Origin of the sequence: Arcticibacter sp. MXS-1 (assembly GCF_041902385.1) — a bacterium.
GTDB lineage: Bacteria > Bacteroidota > Bacteroidia > Sphingobacteriales > Sphingobacteriaceae > Arcticibacter.
In genome coordinates this window covers 2969813-2990390 of sequence record NZ_CP169244.1, presented here as the reverse complement: position 1 = coordinate 2990390, position 20578 = coordinate 2969813, and the positions used below count along the sequence as shown (strand labels likewise).

19 protein-coding genes are annotated in these 20578 nt (G+C 46.6%); 12 read left to right on the top strand and 7 right to left on the bottom strand.

Translation table 11 applies throughout. From position 1 onward, the window contains the following. Positions 1 to 7: 7 nt before the first annotated feature. The 7 genes from ACES2C_RS12895 (at position 8) to ACES2C_RS12865 (ending at position 8671) form a co-directional block, all read left to right on the top strand. A complete protein-coding gene (locus ACES2C_RS12895; RefSeq protein WP_374163507.1) occupies positions 8 to 979 on the top strand; it encodes a YpdA family putative bacillithiol disulfide reductase in 972 nt (323 codons plus the stop codon). A 393-nt stretch (positions 980 to 1372) separates the two neighbouring features. Next, on the top strand, positions 1373 to 2497 hold the full coding sequence (gene mqnC / locus ACES2C_RS12890) for a cyclic dehypoxanthinyl futalosine synthase (RefSeq protein WP_374163506.1): 1125 nt from the start codon (positions 1373 to 1375) through the stop codon (positions 2495 to 2497). A 92-nt stretch (positions 2498 to 2589) separates the two neighbouring features. After that, positions 2590 to 3354: a LytR/AlgR family response regulator transcription factor gene (locus ACES2C_RS12885; protein WP_374163505.1), complete on the top strand. Its 765-nt coding sequence runs from the start codon at positions 2590 to 2592 to the stop codon at positions 3352 to 3354. A 123-nt stretch (positions 3355 to 3477) separates the two neighbouring features. Continuing rightward, positions 3478 to 6333 carry a two-component regulator propeller domain-containing protein gene (locus ACES2C_RS12880; RefSeq protein WP_374163504.1) on the top strand — a complete coding sequence of 952 codons (2856 nt, stop codon included), beginning with the start codon at positions 3478 to 3480 and terminating at the stop codon, positions 6331 to 6333. Positions 6334 to 6542: 209 nt separating this feature from the next. Beyond that, positions 6543 to 7103, top strand: a complete 561-nt coding sequence (scpB, locus tag ACES2C_RS12875; RefSeq protein WP_374163503.1) for an SMC-Scp complex subunit ScpB — start codon at positions 6543 to 6545, stop codon at positions 7101 to 7103. Positions 7104 to 7219: 116 nt separating this feature from the next. Next, on the top strand, positions 7220 to 7414 hold the full coding sequence (locus ACES2C_RS12870; RefSeq protein ID WP_374163502.1) for a hypothetical protein: 195 nt from the start codon (positions 7220 to 7222) through the stop codon (positions 7412 to 7414). A 138-nt stretch (positions 7415 to 7552) separates the two neighbouring features. After that, positions 7553 to 8671 carry a GNAT family N-acetyltransferase gene (locus tag ACES2C_RS12865; RefSeq protein ID WP_374163501.1) on the top strand — a complete coding sequence of 373 codons (1119 nt, stop codon included), beginning with the start codon at positions 7553 to 7555 and terminating at the stop codon, positions 8669 to 8671. Positions 8672 to 8703: 32 nt separating this feature from the next. Here ACES2C_RS12865 and ACES2C_RS12860 read toward each other — a convergent pair whose 3' ends face one another. The 6 genes from ACES2C_RS12860 to ACES2C_RS12835 all read right to left on the bottom strand — a co-directional run bounded on the left by ACES2C_RS12860 (position 8704) and on the right by ACES2C_RS12835 (position 13656). Beyond that, on the bottom strand, positions 8704 to 9045 hold the full coding sequence (locus ACES2C_RS12860; protein WP_374163500.1) for a helix-turn-helix domain-containing protein: 342 nt from the start codon (positions 9043 to 9045) through the stop codon (positions 8704 to 8706). Between the two features lie 18 nt (positions 9046 to 9063). Continuing rightward, positions 9064 to 10422, bottom strand: coding sequence for a UDP-N-acetylmuramate--L-alanine ligase (gene murC / locus ACES2C_RS12855; RefSeq protein WP_374163499.1), 1359 nt, complete (start codon positions 10420 to 10422; stop codon positions 9064 to 9066). A 116-nt stretch (positions 10423 to 10538) separates the two neighbouring features. Next, a complete protein-coding gene (gene prmA, locus ACES2C_RS12850; protein WP_374163498.1) occupies positions 10539 to 11375 on the bottom strand; it encodes a 50S ribosomal protein L11 methyltransferase in 837 nt (278 codons plus the stop codon). A 3-nt stretch (positions 11376 to 11378) separates the two neighbouring features. Next, positions 11379 to 12146 (bottom strand): triose-phosphate isomerase, encoded by a 768-nt coding sequence (gene tpiA, locus ACES2C_RS12845; RefSeq protein ID WP_374163497.1) that lies wholly within the window; start codon positions 12144 to 12146, stop codon positions 11379 to 11381. A gap of 10 nt (positions 12147 to 12156) precedes the next feature. Next, entirely contained in the window at positions 12157 to 13338 is a 1182-nt protein-coding gene (locus ACES2C_RS12840; protein ID WP_374163496.1) for a GlmU family protein, read from the bottom strand. Positions 13339 to 13407: 69 nt separating this feature from the next. Next, positions 13408 to 13656, bottom strand: coding sequence for a type B 50S ribosomal protein L31 (locus ACES2C_RS12835; protein WP_374163495.1), 249 nt, complete (start codon positions 13654 to 13656; stop codon positions 13408 to 13410). Between the two features lie 193 nt (positions 13657 to 13849). On the opposite strand from ACES2C_RS12835, the gene ACES2C_RS12830 reads away from it, so the two are divergent. The 5 genes from ACES2C_RS12830 to ACES2C_RS12810 all read left to right on the top strand — a co-directional run bounded on the left by ACES2C_RS12830 (position 13850) and on the right by ACES2C_RS12810 (position 19967). After that, positions 13850 to 15016 carry an IscS subfamily cysteine desulfurase gene (locus tag ACES2C_RS12830; RefSeq protein ID WP_374163494.1) on the top strand — a complete coding sequence of 389 codons (1167 nt, stop codon included), beginning with the start codon at positions 13850 to 13852 and terminating at the stop codon, positions 15014 to 15016. 46 nt (positions 15017 to 15062) lie between these two features. After that, the gene (locus ACES2C_RS12825; RefSeq protein WP_374163493.1) at positions 15063 to 15389 is read left to right on the top strand and encodes a HesB/IscA family protein; all 327 of its coding nucleotides are present in this window, start codon (positions 15063 to 15065) and stop codon (positions 15387 to 15389) included. Between the two features lie 556 nt (positions 15390 to 15945). Next, positions 15946 to 17859: a long-chain fatty acid--CoA ligase gene (locus ACES2C_RS12820; RefSeq protein WP_374163492.1), complete on the top strand. Its 1914-nt coding sequence runs from the start codon at positions 15946 to 15948 to the stop codon at positions 17857 to 17859. Positions 17860 to 17946: 87 nt separating this feature from the next. Continuing rightward, the gene (gene lysS, locus ACES2C_RS12815; protein ID WP_374163491.1) at positions 17947 to 19668 is read left to right on the top strand and encodes a lysine--tRNA ligase; all 1722 of its coding nucleotides are present in this window, start codon (positions 17947 to 17949) and stop codon (positions 19666 to 19668) included. An 80-nt stretch (positions 19669 to 19748) separates the two neighbouring features. Further along, positions 19749 to 19967, top strand: coding sequence for a hypothetical protein (locus ACES2C_RS12810; protein WP_374163490.1), 219 nt, complete (start codon positions 19749 to 19751; stop codon positions 19965 to 19967). 35 nt (positions 19968 to 20002) lie between these two features. On the opposite strand, the gene ACES2C_RS12805 is transcribed toward ACES2C_RS12810, so the two are convergent. Further along, positions 20003 to 20554, bottom strand: a complete 552-nt coding sequence (locus ACES2C_RS12805; protein ID WP_374163489.1) for a DUF2892 domain-containing protein — start codon at positions 20552 to 20554, stop codon at positions 20003 to 20005. Positions 20555 to 20578: the final 24 nt, after the last annotated feature.

Below are 20578 nucleotides of genomic sequence, written 5' to 3'. Positions count from 1 at the left end.
TCTTCTGATGCAAAATGTCGATGTCCTGATAATAGGTGCCGGGCCTATCGGACTTACCTGTGGAATTGAAGCCGGCAAAGCAGGACTGTCATATGTCATTATAGAAAAAGGATGCCTGGTGAACTCGCTGTATAACTATCCGGCCAATATGACCTTTTTCTCTACTTCCGACAAACTTGAAATAGGCGACATCCCTTTCGTCTCCATTAACGCCAAACCGACACGTGCCGAGGCGCTGGAGTACTACAGACGGGCGACTCTCCATTATAACCTGAATGTGAGATTATTTGAACCTGTGGAAACAGTACGAGGATCAAAAGACGGATTTACCGTAAGCACATCAAAAGGAGAATACCGCGCAGCCAACGTCATCGTCTCCACCGGATTTTACGACGTCCCTGTTTACCTTGGCGTTCCGGGGGAAGATTTACCAAAAGTAACGCACTACTATAAAGATCCGCATTATTATGTGATGCAGAAAGTTGCTGTAATTGGCGCCGGCAATTCTGCTGTTGATGCCGCCCTCGAAACCTACCGGAAGTCGGCAGAAGTAACCATGATCGTGAAAGGTTCAGAGATCGACCCGAGGGTTAAATATTGGGTCAGGCCCGACATCGTAAACCGGATCAAAGAAGGCAGCATCAAAGGCTATTTCAATTCGGAGGTTACGGCCATCAGGGAACACGAGATCGATATTGAAACCCCGGAAGGCCTCGTCACCATACAAAACGATTTTGTCCTGGCGATGACCGGATACCGGCCTAACTTCAACTTCTTAAAGGAGATCGGGATCAACTGTTCCGTGGACGATCGTAAGCTCCCCTCCCATGACACCGAAACAATGGAAACCAACGTACCGGGCATCTATATGGCAGGAGTGGTTTGCGGTGGAATGGATACACACACCTATTTCATTGAGAACTCGCGGGAACATGCCTGCAAGATCGTTAACCACATTAAAGGCAAGTCCGGTCAGTAGCCAATCCTGAGACGCTTCCCTGGCACTTTTCTTTGCTCCAAATTGTCCAGACCTTCTCCTGACCGCGCTCGGACTTTGTCCGGCGATGACTTGACAATCCTTTTCCAATGCTTTTGCAAAGCTTCGGGATTTGACGAAGGTGTACCGAAGGAGTACCGAAGGTGTACCGAAGGAACTGGCTGCCCATCCCCAACACGATCAGGACACAACATGCCCCCAGGCATTGCACCGAACTTAATGACAGAAGGGCTCACATTCCCGCTATTCAGACAAGCTCAGGCCTTACATGCCACTGCTCAATGACAGACTCCCAATCAGACACAGCGAACAAGCGTGACATTCAGATGAGGAAGCCATTTTGCTAATGATTCTGCACTCTTTATCTTTGTGATAATGAATACACGGGATTTGCTGCAGCGCGCTCTGGCTTTTGACTTTCTTTCTATTGATGAAGGAGTCTTTCTTTTCGAACATGCCTCTACCTCAGAACTGATGTACACGGCCAATGAGCTTCGAAAAATCCAGGTACCACATGGAAAGGTAACCTGGCAGATAGACCGGAACATGAATACCACCAACGTGTGTATTGCCAACTGTAAGTTTTGCAACTTTTTCAGACGCCCGGGCCATGCCGACAGCTACATCACCGATATTGAAACCTACAAAATAAAGATCGAAGAGACATTCCGGTTCGGCGGGGACCAGCTTCTCCTCCAGGGAGGGCATCACCCGGATCTCGGTCTTTCCTTTTATACTACGCTATTCAAGCAACTCAAAGAACTCTACCCCACCCTTAAGCTGCACTCGCTGGGTCCTCCCGAGATAGCACATATCGCCAAGCTGGAGGGCATGAGCCATTCAGAGGTCTTGAAGGCCCTGATGGAAGCCGGACTAGACTCTCTCCCCGGAGCAGGAGCGGAAATCCTTAACGACCGCGTACGCAGATTGATATCGAAAGGGAAGTGTGGAGGCCAGGAATGGCTCGATGTAATGCGTGCTGCGCACCAGCTCGGTCTTACTACTTCTGCAACGATGATGTTCGGCCACGTTGAAACGATACAAGAACGGTTCGAACATCTCGTCTGGATCAGACAGGTGCAGTCGGAAAAACCTGAGAATGCAAATGGCTTTATTGCTTTTATTCCATGGCCCTTTCAGGACGATGGCACACTGCTCAAACGCGTGAGGGGGATCAGCAATCAGGTTACAGCCGACGAATACATTCGCATGATCGCACTGAGCAGGATAATGCTGCCCAATATTAAAAACATTCAGGCCTCCTGGCTTACTGTAGGAAAGAATGTCGCTCAGATCTGTCTGCATGCCGGTGCTAACGACTTCGGTTCTATCATGATCGAAGAAAACGTAGTGAGTGCGGCGGGCGCCCCTCATCGTTTCACTTCAGCCGGAATTCAGCAGGCAATACGTGAGGCTGGCTTTGAACCTCAGCTCAGGAATCAGAAGTACGGGTTCAGGGAGATCCCTGCACAAATTCAGCAGCAGGAAATAACATACTAGACAAGCGCCCCCGGGTAATCTGAACAGGCAGTCTTTCTGCATTTGCTTTTCTCCTTTTGAATAATTTAAGGTAATTTCACCAAAATTGCCTTATGACCTTAACTGCGCTTATTGTAGACGACGAAGAGTACAGCAGGAAATCGCTGTATTATCTTCTTCAGGAATACTGCCCGGAAGTGCAAATTGCTGCTATCGTTAATTCTGTGGCTGAGGCGCGTGAACAACTGAGAACAAAGCAGGTTAACCTCATTTTCCTTGATGTCGCAATGCCCAGAGAGAGCGGCTTTGAACTGCTGCCAGATCTTAAATCTTCTAATACGCTCGTTATTTTCACAACCGCTTACGATCATTATGCTTTAAAGGCACTGAAGGCGAGTGCTATTGATTATCTTTTAAAGCCAATCGACATTGAGGAACTAAAAGCAGCCGTGAAAAAGGCGCACGATCAGATGCTTTTAATAAGCGAACGGGGAACAGCCGCTTCAGACCCGAAGCAGCCGGACCATGTCCTTCCTGATGATGGAACCATCACAATCCCTCACACCCACGGATTCGACGTCATCAACACCTCCGAGATTGTCTATATTGAAGCCGACAGTAATTACTCCATTTTTCATTTAAAGAACACCGGAAAGATGATCGTGGCCAAGCCGCTGAAAGAGTTTGAAGAAATGCTTGCCGGAAAAGCCTTCCTGAGGATCCACAAGTCAATTATTGTAAATTTCAAGTATGTAAAGGCCTACTCCCACCGGAACGGACTGCAGGTCATCCTGAAAGACGGTTCAGCCCTCCCCGTATCCCGAAGAAGGCTAAATGAATTTCAGGAAAAGGCGAAGGCCTTCTTTAAAGGAGAGTAAGGCATGAGGATAATATCGGGGCAGCGAACTAAGAGTACGAAGAGAATATGTCGCATACTTAACCTCCTGTCTGTCATTAGGCTTAAACGCTTTTATTGTAGCGGAGCCGCCCTCTTTATCATCATGTTTTTTCGGTTCGCCGCTTCGGCAGAAACATTCAACTTCAAGAACTACTCGGTGCGAGAGGGCCTGGCCAACTCGACCGTCTACTCGATCTTTCAAGATTCAAAAGGCTTTATATGGTTTGCCACCGAAAGCGGAGTAAACCGCTTCGACGGGCATAAGTTTGAGCTGTTCACCATGGATAACGGGCTTTCGGATAACGAAGTGCTTCAAATATCTGAAGACTCTAAAGGGCGAATTTGGTTTCTGACGCTGAATGGCAAGCTAAGCTATTACTACAAGCATAAGTTTCACAATCCAGCTAATACCCCGCTTCTGGAGAAGAGTATCTCCCCAGGCAGCTATATAAGCTTTTTCGAAGACAGGCAGCATAATCTGTGGTTTTCCACCAACCAAAACCGTCTGCTCTGCGTCGACAGAAACGACAGACCCCGCTTTTTCCGGTCTTCACATTACTCCTTCGCCAACTGTACGTTATTTCAGGAGGCAGGACAAAGTCTCCTGGCGTTCAACGGCAGCTTCGCTTTCAGATTCAGGAACAACACGTTCGAAAGGTTCGCTTCTCCGTTTTATCCAGTGTCTTCCAAGTCCATTCAGGCATTGCCCGGCAAATCGCGCGTAATCTTTATGACTAGCAAGGGCCTTGCAGAATATCAGAACCAGAAATTTGGCATTAAGGGCCTGTCGGCATCAACAAAGGCGTCCATCGGCCCTATTTACGTCGACACGCAGGACCGGCTGTGGACCGGCACTATGGGGCAGGGACTTCTGCTCTACAAGACGCTGGCCGACCGCCCCGAACTCCACCTCCGCGGAGAAAATATTACCCATATCCTGCGGGACCGGGAGGGCAACCTCTGGGTGTCCACTATTGGCAGCGGGGTGTATATGCTGCCTTACTATGCGAACAACGCCCTCCACTATACCGTGTCAGACGGGCTGTCGAGTAAGGCAGTAACGAGTATTGTAAAAGCCCGTAACAGACTCGTGTTGGGGCTGCGGTCCGGAAACCTCGACATCATTGAAAGTGGCAGAATCACCCACGAACTGATCAATCCGAGAAACAGCTACAATCCCGTTAAGAAGCTCTATTTCAACGCAAAAAGAAATTCCATATGGTATGCCTCGGATAAAGCGCTCATAGAAATCCACCCACGCCGGGGCAATATCAACGTTCTCGACCCCGCCAAGGTTTACGCTATTAAATCGTTTAGCTTCAACAGGAACCGTGATCTTGCTGTTGCCCATGCTTCCGGTGTCGATGTGATCAGCGAAAACCAGATTGGCGGAGCTTTCCTTTCGCCGGGTAGAAAAAGCTGTTTCACCAACCGCTCGTTTTCAATCTTGTATGACAATCGCGGTCGGCTCTGGTTCTCCAACCTGCAAGGGCTTCAGTATTTCTCCGATGGCAAACTTGTTGAACTTTATAAGCACATCCCTGTACTCCGCCAGCGGGTAACCGATATCGCGGAACTGGCCGACGGCTCTGTCATCTGTTCGACCTACGGCTTTGGAGTTGCGGTATTAAAGAACGACAAGCTGGTGAAGAGGATCACAACCAGACAAGGCCTGATCAGCAATATTTGCAAGAAGATAGTGGTGGAAAACAATAAGGCCTGGATAATAACGGTGAAAGGGATCAGCGTAATCGACTTTCAAAAAGCTCATTCTCCAATAACCCAGTACAGCGCCGAAAACGGACTAATTTCGGACGAGGTCAATGACCTCTACGTGCAGAAGGATACCGCCTATGTGGCAACCAATCAGGGCCTCTCTGTATTCAGCCCCGCTCGAGATGTATCAAGAGAGCCCCTGCCAGTCTACATTCGGACCATTCAGTTCAACAAGCGCCGCCTCTATCCGGAACAGTTCTCCTCCGCGCCGTATGACCTCAACAACCTGACGATCAGCTATACCGCTATAGATTTCAGCCATCCCAGCCACCTCCGCTACCGGTACCGACTGACCAGGAATGCCCATTGGTCTGAAACTCAAGGAAGCTCCCTGGAACTGGGATCACTGAAGCCGGGCCACTACCACCTTCAAGTGGCAGCCAGAAGCCTGTATACGGACTGGAGCAAACCGGTGGGATTAGATTTTATAATACGTCCTCCTTATTGGAGAACGTGGTGGTTCCTCCTGCTCAGCATAGCCGCAATAGCGGCGTTCTTCTTTCTGAGCCTCAGGCATTACTTCAAATCGAAGCAGGCTGAGCAAAACGAAAAGCTGATCACACAAACCCGCATTATTGCCCTCGAACAACAGGCACTGCAGGCGATGATGAATCCCCACTTCATCTTCAACGTGATGAATTCAATCCAGTACTTCATCAATACAAGGGAGAACGCGCTCGCCAACCAGGTGCTAAGCGGCTTCGCCCGCCTCATCCGCAAGAACCTCGATATCTGCAACAAAAGCTATATCACGCTTGAGGAGGAGCTGGAGTATCTGCGCCTGTATCTTTCACTTGAGAAATTGAGGTTCGGCGAAAAAATGGACTTTGCAATAGAAACAGGCCCGGCTGTCGATATACGGGAAACAGCCATTCCCTCCATGCTTCTGCAGCCTTACGTTGAGAATGCGATCTGGCATGGCATTATGCCTAAAGAAGGTAACGGAACGATCAAAATTAACACCGACAAGACGGAATCAGGAATAAGGATCTGCATATCAGATAACGGCGTAGGAATTGAGAACTCGAGAAAAACGAAGAACGGCGATCATGTCAGCCGGGGTATGGAACTTACCCGGCAAAGAATATCGCTCCTCAACAAGTTTAAAAGCAAGCCGATCACAATAGACGTCGCTCAGCGGGAGGCAGGAGGCACTGAAGTGGTAATTAACCTGCCCGATTAACCGTTCACTCATTAAACAATACCGATAACTAAAGAAGAATGAAAATTAACGGACTCCGTCTTATTATTGTACTGTATCTCCTGTTTTAAGGGAATAAAAATATTTTTATCTAAGTGTGTGTTTAGCGGCTGAAGCTTCCCAAAAGTTTCACCGCTTTTTTTATTTTAAACATTCCATACACTTTTTTCCGTTAGATTTGCGCCGCAAAAGTGGATAATACGAGATTAAATATTGAGGCCTTAATTTTTGCTTCCGAGCAAAGCCTTTCATTAAAAGATATTCAAGCGGTGATTCAGGCATCTGACGGATCAGAGATCTCTGAAACCGAGCTGGCAGAACACGTAAACGCGATACGCGATAAATACGACAGCGATGAGTTTGCTATCGCCCTGACCGAGCTAAACGGAGGGTACCAATTTCTTACCAAACAACGGTACTACGCCCTGGTGCATCAGCTTCAAATACACAAATCGAAGAAAAAACTAAGTCAGGCCGCACTCGAAACTCTGGCCATTATTGCATATCGACAGCCGGTCACCAAGCTGGAGATAGAGCAGATAAGAGGGGTAAGCTGCGATTATACTATCCAGCGGCTGCTTGAGAAAGAGCTCATCATAATTACAGGAAAATCAGATGGCCTGGGCAGACCGATATTATATGGAACAAGCCCTCTCTTTATGGACTATTTTGGCATCCGGAACAGCTCTGAACTCCCTCAGCTGAAAGACATCCAGGCCGACGGAAATGAGATCGGAGAAAAGCCCGAATAATTTTGGATACACATTTTCCAGCGAATTGTTTTTCTTTTATTTTTGAGTCGGCAAAGAACACCGAATACTAATTTCTTTTTTAATTTTAGAACGCTTAACCGAATACTTTATTTAAAATGAAAACGCCAAAAAAGAAGCCAGGAACGAGTAAGAGCACAGTAAGCGGCGCTAAAAGTTCGAACATAAAGCCTGCGGAAACGAAGACAAGCAGACGTTTCGCAGATGATGATGATGACGATTTTGATGAACCACTGGAAGACCTGCCGGACTTTAGCGATTTTAATGAGTATGACGAGGACGACGATTACTAGAATCTAAAAACATATGTACCGAAAGCATTCAGCCGCACTGAATGCTTTTTTTCTAAACACACTAATTGACGAACCTCGCGACCGAAAGTCCGGGCCCAACTGGAAACAGAAGGGCGAAGAGTTCTCACTATTGCAAATATGGTTATTACTGAAGTTAGGGACAAAAAAGCAGTTAAGGACTTCTTGGACGTTGCTCGGGTTATATATAAAAATGATCCTGTATGGGTCTGCCCTCTGGACAGCGATATTGAAAATGTTTTCGACCCAAAGAAAAACAACTTCCATCAGCATGGAAAAATAACCAGGTGGATAGCCAAAGATTCAGATGGCCGGCTTATCGGCCGTATAGCAGCTTTTATCAACAATAAAAAAGCGTATGCTTATGAGAAGCCGGTGGGAGGTGTCGGCTTTTTTGAGTCGGTCAACGACCAGCAGGTAGCCGACGCTCTTTTCAACACAGCCCGGCAATGGCTGCAGGATCAGGGTATGGCCGGAATGGATGGCCCCATTAACTTCGGAGAAAACGACACGTTCTGGGGACTCCTCGTGGAGGGCTTCACGCACCCCTCATACGGCATGAACTACAATCCTCCCTATTACAGGACCCTCTTTGAAACATATGGCTTCTCGCCTCTCTACGAGCAAATCACCAATCACCTGGACGTGCATAAGCCCTTCCCTGAGCGATTCACCAGGATAGCGGAGTGGGTGATCAGAAAGCCGGGCTATCGCTTTGAACATTTAAATGCGAAGGAAATAGACCGCTTTGCTGCCGACTTCATGGAGATTTATAACGACGCATGGAGCGACTTTGAAAATTTCGTGCCCATCAACGAAAGCACGATCAGGGAATCATTTAATAAGATGAAAGTATTGATGGACGAGAACCTGATCTGGTTCTCCTATGTAAACGGAGAGCCGGCCTCGTTTGTGATCATTCTGCCTGATGCCAATCAAATCATCAAATCGTTCAAAGGAAAACTTGGACTGGTGGAAAAGCTAAAGTTCCTGTACTACAGATGGAAAGGGGTTTCCAGAATGCGGGCCATTGTAATGGGAACAAAGAAGAAATTTCAGAAGCACGGCCTTGAATCGGCTATGTTCATCAAACTAAAGGAATATGTGCTGCCACTGAACCAGTATGAGGAACTGGAATTATCGTGGGTGGGCGACTTCAACGATAAAATGCTTGCCATACATGAAGCTACCGGAGCGGTGTTTGGCAAAAAGCATGTCACCCTTCGCAAGATGTTTTAAGAGCAATGCTCCGGCCCTTCCGGAGCACCGCCTTAAGCCAATAACTTTGACCTTCTAAGCTCTTCAAAGAGGTCAATGATCTTTTTCTGCAACTGAATAACCTCCGTCTCCCGTTCCTGCAACCTCTTGGAAATTGATTCCAGCTCAGAAATATATTTTTCCTGCTGCTCCGTATCGTTAAACGTCAGCAACTGCACAACTGTCATATCAAACAGCTTGGCGATCTGCTCCAGCCGCGAAAGATTAATATCCGTAATACCTGTTTCGATCTTTGAAAATGCAGGAATAGAAATATCAAGCCGCCTCGCCACATCTTCCTGACTCCACCCCTTCTGATGCCGGAGAAGTCTTATCTTTTTTCCTAATGTCTTCATTTTCCCAATATTTGTTCGCTATTTTCCCAAAACTCTTTCAGCAATCTTTGCCAGGTCCAGCCCGCCAAAATCACCAGAGCTCATTAGAAGCAAGTTTTTCCTCTTATAATTAATAGAACTCAAAAATTCGACCAATATTTCATTATTGTTGAAAAAATTTAACTTTCCGTTACCAAATGCTTCTTTTACTACATTTTCACCGTAGGGCTCCATCTTTTTTTGTTCAAAAGTGTGCCGGTTTATAAAGACAATCGGCACGTCGGCCTTGTCCATGGTTCCCCTGTACTCATTCAAGAACTCTCTGTTCAGACTACTGAACGTATGAAGCTCAATTGCAGCTACCAGTTCACGGTCGGGAAACTGTTCTTTTACAGCCTCAATGGTTGCTTTTAATTTAGAAGGAGAATGGGCGAAATCTTTAAAAACGGAAGTTTCTTCGTTCTTCCCTAGCAACTCAAGCCGCTTTGAAGCTCCTTTGAATGAGGATATTGCGTCATAGAACTGATCATCAGCAATCCCCAGTTCAGCACAAGCCCGATGTGCAGCCTCTATGTTAGATAGATTATGTCTACCAAAAACGAGCAATGGAATAATTTTATTGCTTACATCCAGAAATGTTGTGCCTTTGTCTGTATGGTGGGCGGGTACAGCATATCCTTTTTTTGCTACATCTGCTGCTGATTCGTTTACAATTTTATTCACCACAGCGTCTTCCTGGTTATAGACGATGGTCCCACCGGGCACAATCGTCTCAAGAAAAATTTTAAACTGCTCTACGTAGTTGTCGAATGTGGGAAATACGTTGATGTGATCCCAGGCTATTCCGCTGATAATGCCGATGTTCGCCTGGTATACGTGAAACTTCGGACGGCGGTCAATAGGAGAAGTGAGATACTCATCTCCTTCGATCACCATAACCGGGGCGTCAGAGAGCCGCACCATCGTCTCAAACCCTTCCAGCTGCGCACCAACCATATAGTCGAAATCTAATCCGCATTTCTGGAGCACATGGATGATCATAGAAGTAATTGTCGTCTTCCCATGACTTCCACCCACTACTATTCTTCGCTTCTCTTTTGATTGTTCGAAAATATATTCGGGATATGAGTAGATCTTCAGATTCAAGTCCTTTGCCTTCAACAGTTCCGGATTGTCTGCTCGTGCATGCATGCCCAGGATAACAGCATCGAGGCCCTCATGTATATTTTCGGGATACCAGCCCATAGCAGAAGGCAATATTCCATACTTTTCCAGTCTCGATCTTGATGGCTCGTATATAGCATCATCTGATCCTGTCACTTCGTGTCCTTTTTGCTTCAGGGCGATCGCAAGATTATGCATTGCACTTCCGCCTACAGCAATAAAATGTACCCTCATAATAATTGTCAACAAACTCTTTACTGGCCTCCTGATCAAAAATACATGCAGTCAGCAAGCTTCAGCAAAAAAACAAATAATTTAAAAGAAATTTTTTCTTCTGTATAAAAACTCTTTTAAGCCTTCAAAAGTTTGAGAGCCGCCCAGTTATCCTGTTCCTTTTTGTCGAGGAACGAGAAAGAATATCTGCCAGCTTCTTCCATGAGGGCTGCACAGTCTTCATTATAAAAACCACTGAGATAAAGAATCCCGCCGGCGGCCATCGCTTCTGCGTACCGCGATATCTGGTCGAGTAAAATATTGCGGTTGATATTCGCAATAATCACATCGAATGTAGCGTGCGGAATTGCCTCCTTTGACCCGCAGAGGACCTGTATACCGTCGGTCTCATTCAACGCGGCGTTCTCTATTGCACTCTCGTAACAAACGGGGTCGTAGTCAATGGCTGTAACTTCAGACGCGCCTAGTTTTCTGGCGAGGATAGCCAGAATCCCTGTTCCGCAACCCATATCAAGAACCCGTTTATCCTGCATCGAATCTTCAAGCAGGAAGCGGATCATCATTGCCGTAGTCTGATGGTGTCCCGTCCCGAACGACATTCTCGGATCAATCACTATCTCGATCGGAAATTCTGGTCTCGGTTCGTGAAATGTGGCTCTCACGAAACATTTGTTGTCAATGGTTATCGGTTCAAAGTTACTCTCCCACACCTCATTCCAATTCTTTTTCGGAATCAGCTTCTGCTCGTACGAGAAACGAAACATGGCATAGAAAGGCGTCAGGGCTTTTTCGAGAAGGTCTCTGTCATAGGCAGACTGAGAAATATAGGCATTAAAACCCTCGGGTGTTTCCTCAAAAGTGTCAAAACCTGCTTCTGCAATTGCTTGCAGAAGCAGGTCGCGCTGGTAATCCTCTTCAGTGGTTACTTTAAAACTAAACTCGTAGTAATCCAAGGCTTACTGATTAAAAACTTTAGCGATATCTGTAAAATCTCTCGACTTCAGGGATGCTCCGCCAATCAACCCTCCGTCAATGTCGGCTTGAGAGAACAGTTCAGGTGCGTTCTTTGGATTACAACTACCTCCGTAAAGGATTGTCGTATTAGCAGCAAGAGCATCGCCGTAGCGACCTTCAACCTCTTTACGAATGAAAGCATGAACTTCCTGCGCCTGCTCAGGGCTGGCTGTTACTCCTGTCCCTATCGCCCACACCGGCTCATAAGCAAGTACTACCTTTGCAAAATCTTCAGCTGTAAGATGAAATACACCTTCAGCAAGCTGCTTCCTGATCACGTCAAAGTGCACTTTATTATTTCTTTCCTCGAGCGTTTCTCCGATACAGAAAATGGGCTTCAATCCGGTACGAATAGCGATGTCGGTCTTCTTGGCCAGGAGCTCGTTTGTTTCTCCGAAATACTGACGGCGCTCTGAGTGCCCTAGTATAACATATTCAGCACCTACCGACAGGATCATGCTTGCAGATACTTCGCCTGTGTAAGCGCCCGATTCAGCCTGATGACAGTTCTGAGCACCAATACTAATTTTGGCATGCTGACTGGCAAGCTGGCTAAGGCTGTGAAGATGAACGAACGGAGGGCATACTACCACTTCCTGTTCTCCTCTTACTTCATCTTTAACCATATTGATCACTTCTGAAAAAAGACTTACACCTGCAGTGTAATCCATGTTCATTTTCCAGTTACCGGCGACAATTTTCTTTCTCATCGTTTAATTTTTAAAAATTTCTATAATGTTTAGTTAGATCAAAAACTTTACTAAGAATTTGTTTTTCAGTATCATCAAATAATCGGCCTCTTCGCTCAAAAACGCGCTCTACCGTCTCGAAGGCCTTCTCAAGCAGATGGGTCTGTAATCCCTCTGCCCCGCCCCAGGAAAAATCAGGAATAAAGTTAGGCGGAAATCCGCCGCCAAAAACATTGGCGCCAACTCCAGCCACCGTCCCCGTATTAAACATGGTATTGATCCCGCACTTGGCATGGTCGGCCATGATAAGACCGCAGAACTGCAGACCGGTACTCCTCATCTGGCTGCTGCTATAGTCCCACAACTTCACGGGAGCGTAGTTATTCTTCAGATTTGAATTATTGCTGTCGGCACCAAGATTACACCATTCACCTACCACCGAGTTGCCCAGATACCCTTCATGCCCTTTTGACGAGAACGCCTGAATAACGGCATTATTTACCTCGCCACCAATGCGGCAGAAAGGCCCTATGGTGGTCTTCGAATAGATCTTCGCTCCCATCTTCACCTGCGAGTCATGACACAAGGCGAAGGCACCCCGGATAGAGCAGCCTTCCCACACTTCAGAGCGTGCGCCGAGGTAAATCGGTCCCTGCAGCGTATTGAACGTGCTGCATTCAGCCACCGCTCCCTCTTCCACAAATATCTGATCTCCCAGAACGGTATTGGTCGCACTAAGGGAAGCAGAAGTCCTCCCAAACGTTAATAAGCTATAATCCTTACGGAGCTCTATGTCATTACTGAGAAAAACATCTTCGGGGTGAACAATCCGCACGAACTTATGCTCATACTGAAGAGCCCTGAGTCCCTTCATATTCACAGAAAAACCAGCGGCAGCAGAAGCCGGCAGCTTAACAGCAACCAATACATCCTGCTGCATGAGGGCATCACCTTCCTGCAGTGTATCGATCGCTTCAAGAAGTTCAGGATCAGGGCAAACGGAACCGTTTATAAAAATATTATCGTCAGATAAGGTATACTTAAATTTCTCCTGGAGATACTGAGCTGTAAGATAAGAAGGCTCTCCCTTCAGACATCTCGCCCATTTCTCCGCTATAGTCAGAATTCCGACTCTCAGCGCAGCAACCGGACGTGTAAATGTTAAAGGCAACAAACTGTCTCGCGCTGAATCATCAAACAGAACAATGGTCATTTGTCGCAAAAATAAAAAAAGTCCCGGCTGTTGACCGGGACTTTCGAAAATTTATATCTTTTTTAACTATTACTTCTTAGCGTAACGGTTACGGAACTTATCAATACGTCCAGCTGTATCTACCAGCTTCATCTTACCTGTATAGAAAGGATGTGAAGTGTGAGAGATTTCGAGCTTTACTAATGGATACTCATTACCATCTTCCCATTTAATGGTTTCTTTTGTGTCAATACATGACTTGGTAATGAAAGAATAGTCGTTAGACATATCTTTAAAAACAACTAATCTATAATTCTTTGGATGCAAATCAGCCTTCATGATCTAAAACTTTTCAGAGGCGCAAATATGCGACTTAATTTTCAAAATGCAAAATCATTTTTAAACAATGTGTACTTCTGCCTTTGCAGCAGATCAGACCAAAGTCAAAATAATGCATCAAAGCCCCCCGTTTACGCCGCTACCTGCCTTTTTGTTTATCTTTGTATAGAAGCAACGACTTTCGTGTACAAAGATGAAAAATCTTCCGGTTTATTTAGACTATAACGCTACCACCCCGGTTGACCCAAGAGTACTTGAGGCAATGCTTCCTTATTTTACCGTAAAATTTGGCAATGCAGCCAGCAAGAATCATGTGTTCGGATGGGTGGCAGAAGAAGCGGTAGATCTGTCGCGGGAGAAGGTGGCCGGTCTGATTGGAGCTTCAGAAAAAGAAATCGTGTTCACCTCCGGAGCCACTGAAGCAAACAACCTCGCTATCAAGGGAGTCTTTGAGGCGTATCGCTCAAAAGGCAATCACATTATAACCTGCCAGACAGAGCATAAAGCGGTGCTCGATGTATGCAAGCATCTTGAGCAGCAAGGCGCCCGCATCACCTATCTCCCGGTTAAGAACGACGGACTGGTTGATTTGCAGAAGCTGAGGGGGGCAATAACTGACGACACCATTCTGGTTGCTGTTATGTATGCCAACAACGAAACCGGGGTGATCCAGCCTGTAAAAGATATTGCGGCAATAGCACATGAACAGGGGGCCCTCTTCTTCACCGATGCCACACAAGCCGTCGGAAAGATCCAGGTAGACGTGCAGGCAGAAGGCATCGACCTGCTTTCCTTTTCCGGCCACAAGCTATACGCCCCAAAGGGCATCGGTGCCCTGTATGTGCGGCGCAGAAATCCGAGAGTACGCCTTGTAGCTCAGATTGATGGAGGAGGACATGAAAGAGGAATGCGGTCGGGCACATTGAACGTGCCGGCCATTGTAGGTCTCGGGAAGGCTTGCGAACTGGCCGGCTCAGAAATGAAGAACGAAGCGGCACGTCTCTCTCAGCTGCGCGACAGACTGGAGAATGCGATGATCTCGTCTCTTCAATGCACCGTCAATGGCAATATAGACAGCAGGATGCCCCACGTAACAAATCTTGCATTTAACAGGGTGAATGGACAGCACCTGATGATGGAGCTCAAGAATGTCGCGCTCTCGTCCGGCTCGGCATGCACGTCAGCCACGCTCGAACCATCCTACGTGTTGAAAGCAATGGGGATAAGCGATGATCTGGCACACTCTTCGATACGCTTTTCTCTGGGGCGCTTTACCACAGAAGAAGAGATTAAGGCAGTGAGCGACCAAACAATAGACGCAGTAAAACGCCTCTACAGTCTAGCCCTGATTGAAAGCTGAGCAAGCTAGCATACTTTTTAATTGACATAGGAATAACATCAGAAATATGATAACCATAACAGAAAGAGCGGAAAAGCAGATAAACACGATTATTAAAGAAGAAGGATACGACCAGTCACACTTTCTGCGTGTATCCGTTGAAAGCGGCGGCTGTTCGGGGCTATCGTACAAGCTCGACTTCGACAACCAGGAAAAACCGGGAGACCAGTTTTTCGAGGATAAAGGAATAAGAATTGCACTGGATATCAAGTCTTTCCTTTATCTGGCAGGAACAGAGCTCGACTATACAGACGGGCTAAACGGCAAGGGCTTCAACTTCCACAACCCAAATGCCAGCCGCACCTGCGCCTGCGGTGAGAGCTTCTCTGTATAGCCGGCACTCAATATCGGTGGACGGTCGCTGCTCATAAGCACGACTGCCTGCTGACCGAATATCAAATCTGCGGCCTTGATTCTCAAGGTTAAATAATATATTTGCATCGAAAAGGGGCTTCAGCCCCTTTTTTCTTGAAAGTGTTTTGTTCTTTTAAAGTCCAGAAAGAATCTTTAACTCACTTTCGTCCCGTTCGGGAGCGAAGCTCATGAACGTCTTTTGAAGGTGCATTTGTTCTTCAGTGGTCATCAAGAACATTCAATCATCTTTCATCTTTATTTCCGAGCTCAGCTCAGAATACTTAGGGGTGAAAGCAGACTTATTTTCTGTTTGTTCTTATTCAGCGATGGCGACCCGTCAGGCTACTTTCATATGCCTGCAGGAGCTCTGCTCCCAGGCATATTTCTCGAAAGTGAATGATTATGAACATAGCTCTGTTATGTTTTAGGAGTCACAAAGAGCATTCAGACAACTTTCATTTCCGCTTGCGGGCGCAGCCTGCGAACGTTTTTATGGCATAAAAAATGTATATTGTGTTTAAACAAATAACCATTAAATGAATTTGAAAACCGAATTCAGTACTGTTCCTAAATTACTGCGTAACGTTGTTCAGAATATTCATCCGGAGACGGCTACATTTCTCCTTCACAAGGCAGGAAATTCGTGGCGGGAGATTAGTTACAAGGAGACGCTGGATCATGCAGACTGCGTATCTGCATACCTCCTGGAAATGGGCATAAAAAAAGGTGACCGCCTTGGCTTTATAATCGAGAATTCCCCCCAGTACATTTATTACGATCAGGGCCTTCAGCAAATCGGAGGTGTAAATGTTTCAGTCTACCCTACCCTTGCCGAACACGAAATTGAGTACATTCTTAATGACGCTGAGGTGAGGACGATCCTGGTAGGCACCCCCTTCCTTCTGAAGAAGATCATTAAGATAGCAAACAGCTGTCCCTCCCTTGAGCGCATAATACCAGCCTTCGAGGGATACGAAAAACACCTGGGCGCTCAGTCTTTGAACGCCGGTGTAATAGGATTTGATGCACTATTGGCCGAAGGCAGAAGATATCTTGCCAGCCGCGCCAAAGAGATCAGCGCCTGTCGGGAAGCGGTTCTGCCTTCCGACTTGTCGGCATTGATCTATACTTCAGGAACAACAGGAATCCCGAAAGGGGTAATGCTGACGCATTACAACTTCGTGGAAAATGTGAGGGCTTCTCTGGAACAGATTCCCGTGGTCACTTCAGACGAGCTCTTTTTATCATTCCTGCCCCTCTCTCACGTTTTTGAACGCACCGCAACCTACCACATCTGCTGTGCCAAAGGCTGTAAAATTGCCTTCTCGCAGAGCCTTGAGCTTCTGGCCCGCAACATGGAAGAAGTAAAGCCAACGGTCATGAGCTGCGTTCCGCGTTTGCTTGAACGGATACACGACAAGGCCGTCAAGAGCGCTACCCAGTCGGGCGGGGCAAAAGCCCGGATATTTGACTGGGCAATTGAGACGGGAAAGAAATACCGTGAGACACGCGAGGCAGGCAAAAAGCCGGGCTTGTTCCTGTCCTTGCAGCGACAGCTGGCAGATAAGCTGGTGTTTAGCAAGATCAGGGAGAAAACCGGAGGCCGACTCAAGTTCCTTTTATCCGGAGGAGCGGCGCTCCCTCAGAACGTAGGCGAGTTTTTTGGCAATCTGGGGATCAAAGTACTGGAAGGTTACGGACTTACGGAGACTTCGCCGGTAATGGCAGTCACAGAGTACGACCGGCAGGTGTATGGCACAGTAGGTCGTATAATTCCGGGGATTGAAGTTGCCATCCAGGATCCTGATTCTTTGAAGATCTACACGGTACAAACCCACCATACGTTTGACCCTGAGTTTGAATCCCCCGAAGGAGAGATCATCGTCAGAGGACACTGCGTCATGAAGGGATACTGGAACAAGCCCGAAGAAACCGACATGGTGATTGATAAAGAAGGATGGTTCCATACCGGAGACGTAGGGCTGTACAGAAAGGGAAACCTCAAGATCACTGACCGGATTAAGAACATTCTGGTTAATTCCTACGGCAAGAATATTTACCCTACTCCCGTCGAAAACACCTATCTGAAAAGCCAGCGGATTGATCAGATCTTTTTGATTGGCGACAAGCGCGAATACATAACAGCTATCGTGGTACCTTCCAAGGAGAGTCTGCAGCACGATTTCAACCTGACAGAAGAATTCTTCCAGAAGCCTGAGATGTTTATCGAGGACAAGGAAATTATAGCCTGGATCGATCAGGACATCAGAAGACTTTCAAATGAGCTGGCCAAGTTTGAACGCATCAAGAATTTCATGATAAAACGGGTCCCCTTTTCCATTGAAGCAGGAGAAATGACGCCTTCCCTAAAGGCCAAGCGGAAGGTGATCGAAAAGAAATACGCGGAGGATATCAACAAGCTTTACCAGGAAGAAACAGTTGGCGAATAGAGCCAATATGCCCCCTTAAAGGACCAAAAGCAAATCGTTTACAGCTATTAATATTTCTATATTTGCAGAAATTTATACATACACACAATGAGTATAGGACTGTCCGAACAGGAAATTTTACGCCGTGAGGCATTGCAGCAACTCAGACAGCTGGGAATTGAACCCTATCCTGCTGAATCGTTCGAAGTAAACGTTACAGCAGAAGACATTAAGCAGAACTACGAGCGGGACAAAACTTCATATAAGAACATCAGCTTTGCAGGACGTATCATGAGCAGACGCATCATGGGAAGTGCGTCATTTGCAGAACTGCAAGATTCAACCGGCCGTATACAGGTCTACATCAAGCGGGATGATATATGCGGGGGTGAAGACAAGACCCTTTACAACACGGTTTTCAAAAAACTCCTTGACATTGGAGACTTTATAGGAGTTAAAGGTTTCGTCTTTACTACCCAGACGGGCGAAATCTCGATCCACGTCAATGAACTCACCGTGCTCGCCAAGTCGCTGAAACCCCTTCCGGTTGTGAAACGCGACGAGCAGGGAAACATCTATGACGGCTTTACCGACCCTGAACTCAGGTACAGACAGCGCTACGTTGACCTGACAGTGAATCCGGAACTTAAGCAGATCTTTATCAACCGCTCGAAGGTGATCAACACCATGAGGAGCTATTTCGACCAACAGGGATGGATGGAGGTGGAAACACCTATTTTACAGTCCGTTCACGGAGGGGCTGCAGCAAGGCCGTTTAAAACACATCACAACACCCTCGACATGCCGCTCTACCTGCGTATTGCAAATGAGCTTTACCTGAAGAGGCTCATCGTAGCAGGCTTCGATGGGGTTTATGAGTTCGGCAAGATGTTCCGGAACGAAGGAATGGACCGCACCCACAATCCCGAGTTTACCTCCATGGAGATCTACGTTGCTTATCGCGACTATGTTTGGATGATGTCCATGGTAGAGGAATGCCTCGAAAAAGTAGCAACAGCTATACACGGCACTTCAATAGTACAAGTTGGAGACGATAAGATCGACTTCGCTGGTCCTTATGAGAAACTAACGATGTTTGAGTCGATCCAGAAATACACGGGCATAGACGTCTCTTCAATGGACGAGACAGCCCTGAGACAGGTGTGCAGAGATCTTAGCATTGAAGTTGACAAGTCAATGGGAAAAGGAAAGCTGATCGACGAGATATTCAGCGCTAAAGTGGAGGCTCATCTGGTACAGCCCACTTTCATTACCGACTACCCGGTTGAAATGACGCCGCTTGCTAAAAAGCACAGGAGCAAAGAAGGACTTGTGGAGCGATTTGAATTGTTTGTTAAAGGCAAGGAGATCGGAAACGCTTACTCGGAACTCAACGATCCGCTTGATCAGCGCGCACGATTTGAAGATCAGCTTTTACTGGCTAACCGGGGCGACGAGGAAGCAATGGCCATGGATGAGGACTTCCTGAGAGCTCTTGAGTACGGAATGCCGCCTACTGCAGGTCTTGGTATCGGAATCGACCGCCTGGTGATGCTGATGACCAACCAAAGCACCATCCAGGAAGTACTGTTCTTCCCGCAAATGCGTCCGGAAAAGAAATTGAAGGTTGCTTCAGTGGATGATTTCGTGGCGATAGGTGTACCTGCTGAATGGGTTCCGGTACTACTGAAAATGGGATTCAATACGATCGAAGAGTTAAAAGCAGCGAACCCGAATAAGGTCTTTAACGACCTGGGAGGCATGCGCAAAAAACTGAAGCTTGATATTGCCATACCGGCTAAGGAAGCCGTGATGGAGTGGTTTGAATAAGCGGATATTTAACAAAAGTTTAAAAGCCTGTAAATACTAAGTTTACAGGCTTTTATTTTTTTTGAATAAAAACGTTTATCATGAACTTATCTAGTTTAGAAATCACGGAGAATGAATATCTGATTAAATTAAACAAGGAGGATTTTGACCTCTCCTTCATTAATCAACTGCTGAAAAGAATACAGTCGGAGCGATTTTTCTCTAAGACATTGAATTCTTCTCCTGAGGAGGAAGACATCATCAGCAGAGGGGCAAAAGCAGAAAGGAGCTCCTATTTTGATCATTTAGATGATAAATAGGAACTCCTTTCTTTCAACCGTCCAGTTCAGGCTCTTTACCTTGGCCTGAATCCGCGTGTTTGAACTACAGTCTTATCAAGCTGACTCATCTGCCCCTGCATCATCTTTATCTGCTCTGCCAGCAACTTATTCTTATCTGCCTTTTTTGCCTCCTGTAAATACATGGTGGCTTCTCTTTTATTGCGCTTTGCCATTGCAATACCCGCAAGACTGAGCTTGGCAAGCGCAACATTATGATCCATGGTCATGCCCAGCGACAAGGCCTTCTTGAAATACTTCTCAGATTGCATAGGCGCCTTCCTTGATTCGATCAAGCCAATTAGCAGGTGGTAGTATCCATGCTGAGCCTTCAGCAATTCCTTCTCGTAATTTTTAATGCTTCTCAACCAGCTCTCCGCCTTTTCCATGTTCTCCTTCCTCAGATAGTACTGGGCAAGCAGCATCTTTTCATTAAAGAAAAATGTCACAAAAACAACAAGAGCTAACAGTATGACAAGTATTCCCCAGGCCCAGTGCCCAAATATCATCAGCGCAATAGAAGATCCAAGGAGAGCAAAAGCTACTATTAACCTTAAAATGTTCGGCATATTTTATTTCTTTGTTTTAAGTGG

Excerpts from the sequence above, each read along its gene's own strand:
- ACES2C_RS12895 (WP_374163507.1), top strand. The coding sequence starts at position 8 with ATGCAAAATGTCGATGTCCTGATAATAGGTGCCGGGCCTATCGGACTT.
- ACES2C_RS12830 (WP_374163494.1), top strand. The coding sequence starts at position 13,850 with ATGAAAAATCTTCCGGTTTATTTAGACTATAACGCTACCACCCCGGTT.
- ACES2C_RS12865 (WP_374163501.1), top strand. The coding sequence starts at position 7,553 with ATGGTTATTACTGAAGTTAGGGACAAAAAAGCAGTTAAGGACTTCTTG.
- murC (WP_374163499.1), bottom strand. The coding sequence starts at position 10,422 with ATGAGGGTACATTTTATTGCTGTAGGCGGAAGTGCAATGCATAATCTT.
- ACES2C_RS12835 (WP_374163495.1), bottom strand. The coding sequence starts at position 13,656 with ATGAAGGCTGATTTGCATCCAAAGAATTATAGATTAGTTGTTTTTAAA.
- ACES2C_RS12880 (WP_374163504.1), top strand. The coding sequence starts at position 3,478 with ATGTTTTTTCGGTTCGCCGCTTCGGCAGAAACATTCAACTTCAAGAAC.
- mqnC (WP_374163506.1), top strand. The coding sequence starts at position 1,373 with ATGAATACACGGGATTTGCTGCAGCGCGCTCTGGCTTTTGACTTTCTT.
- ACES2C_RS12820 (WP_374163492.1), top strand. The coding sequence starts at position 15,946 with ATGAATTTGAAAACCGAATTCAGTACTGTTCCTAAATTACTGCGTAAC.
- ACES2C_RS12825 (WP_374163493.1), top strand. The coding sequence starts at position 15,063 with ATGATAACCATAACAGAAAGAGCGGAAAAGCAGATAAACACGATTATT.
- ACES2C_RS12810 (WP_374163490.1), top strand. The coding sequence starts at position 19,749 with ATGAACTTATCTAGTTTAGAAATCACGGAGAATGAATATCTGATTAAA.
- tpiA (WP_374163497.1), bottom strand. The coding sequence starts at position 12,146 with ATGAGAAAGAAAATTGTCGCCGGTAACTGGAAAATGAACATGGATTAC.
- ACES2C_RS12860 (WP_374163500.1), bottom strand. The coding sequence starts at position 9,045 with ATGAAGACATTAGGAAAAAAGATAAGACTTCTCCGGCATCAGAAGGGG.
- ACES2C_RS12805 (WP_374163489.1), bottom strand. The coding sequence starts at position 20,554 with ATGCCGAACATTTTAAGGTTAATAGTAGCTTTTGCTCTCCTTGGATCT.
- ACES2C_RS12870 (WP_374163502.1), top strand. The coding sequence starts at position 7,220 with ATGAAAACGCCAAAAAAGAAGCCAGGAACGAGTAAGAGCACAGTAAGC.
- ACES2C_RS12885 (WP_374163505.1), top strand. The coding sequence starts at position 2,590 with ATGACCTTAACTGCGCTTATTGTAGACGACGAAGAGTACAGCAGGAAA.
- ACES2C_RS12840 (WP_374163496.1), bottom strand. The coding sequence starts at position 13,338 with ATGACCATTGTTCTGTTTGATGATTCAGCGCGAGACAGTTTGTTGCCT.
- lysS (WP_374163491.1), top strand. The coding sequence starts at position 17,947 with ATGAGTATAGGACTGTCCGAACAGGAAATTTTACGCCGTGAGGCATTG.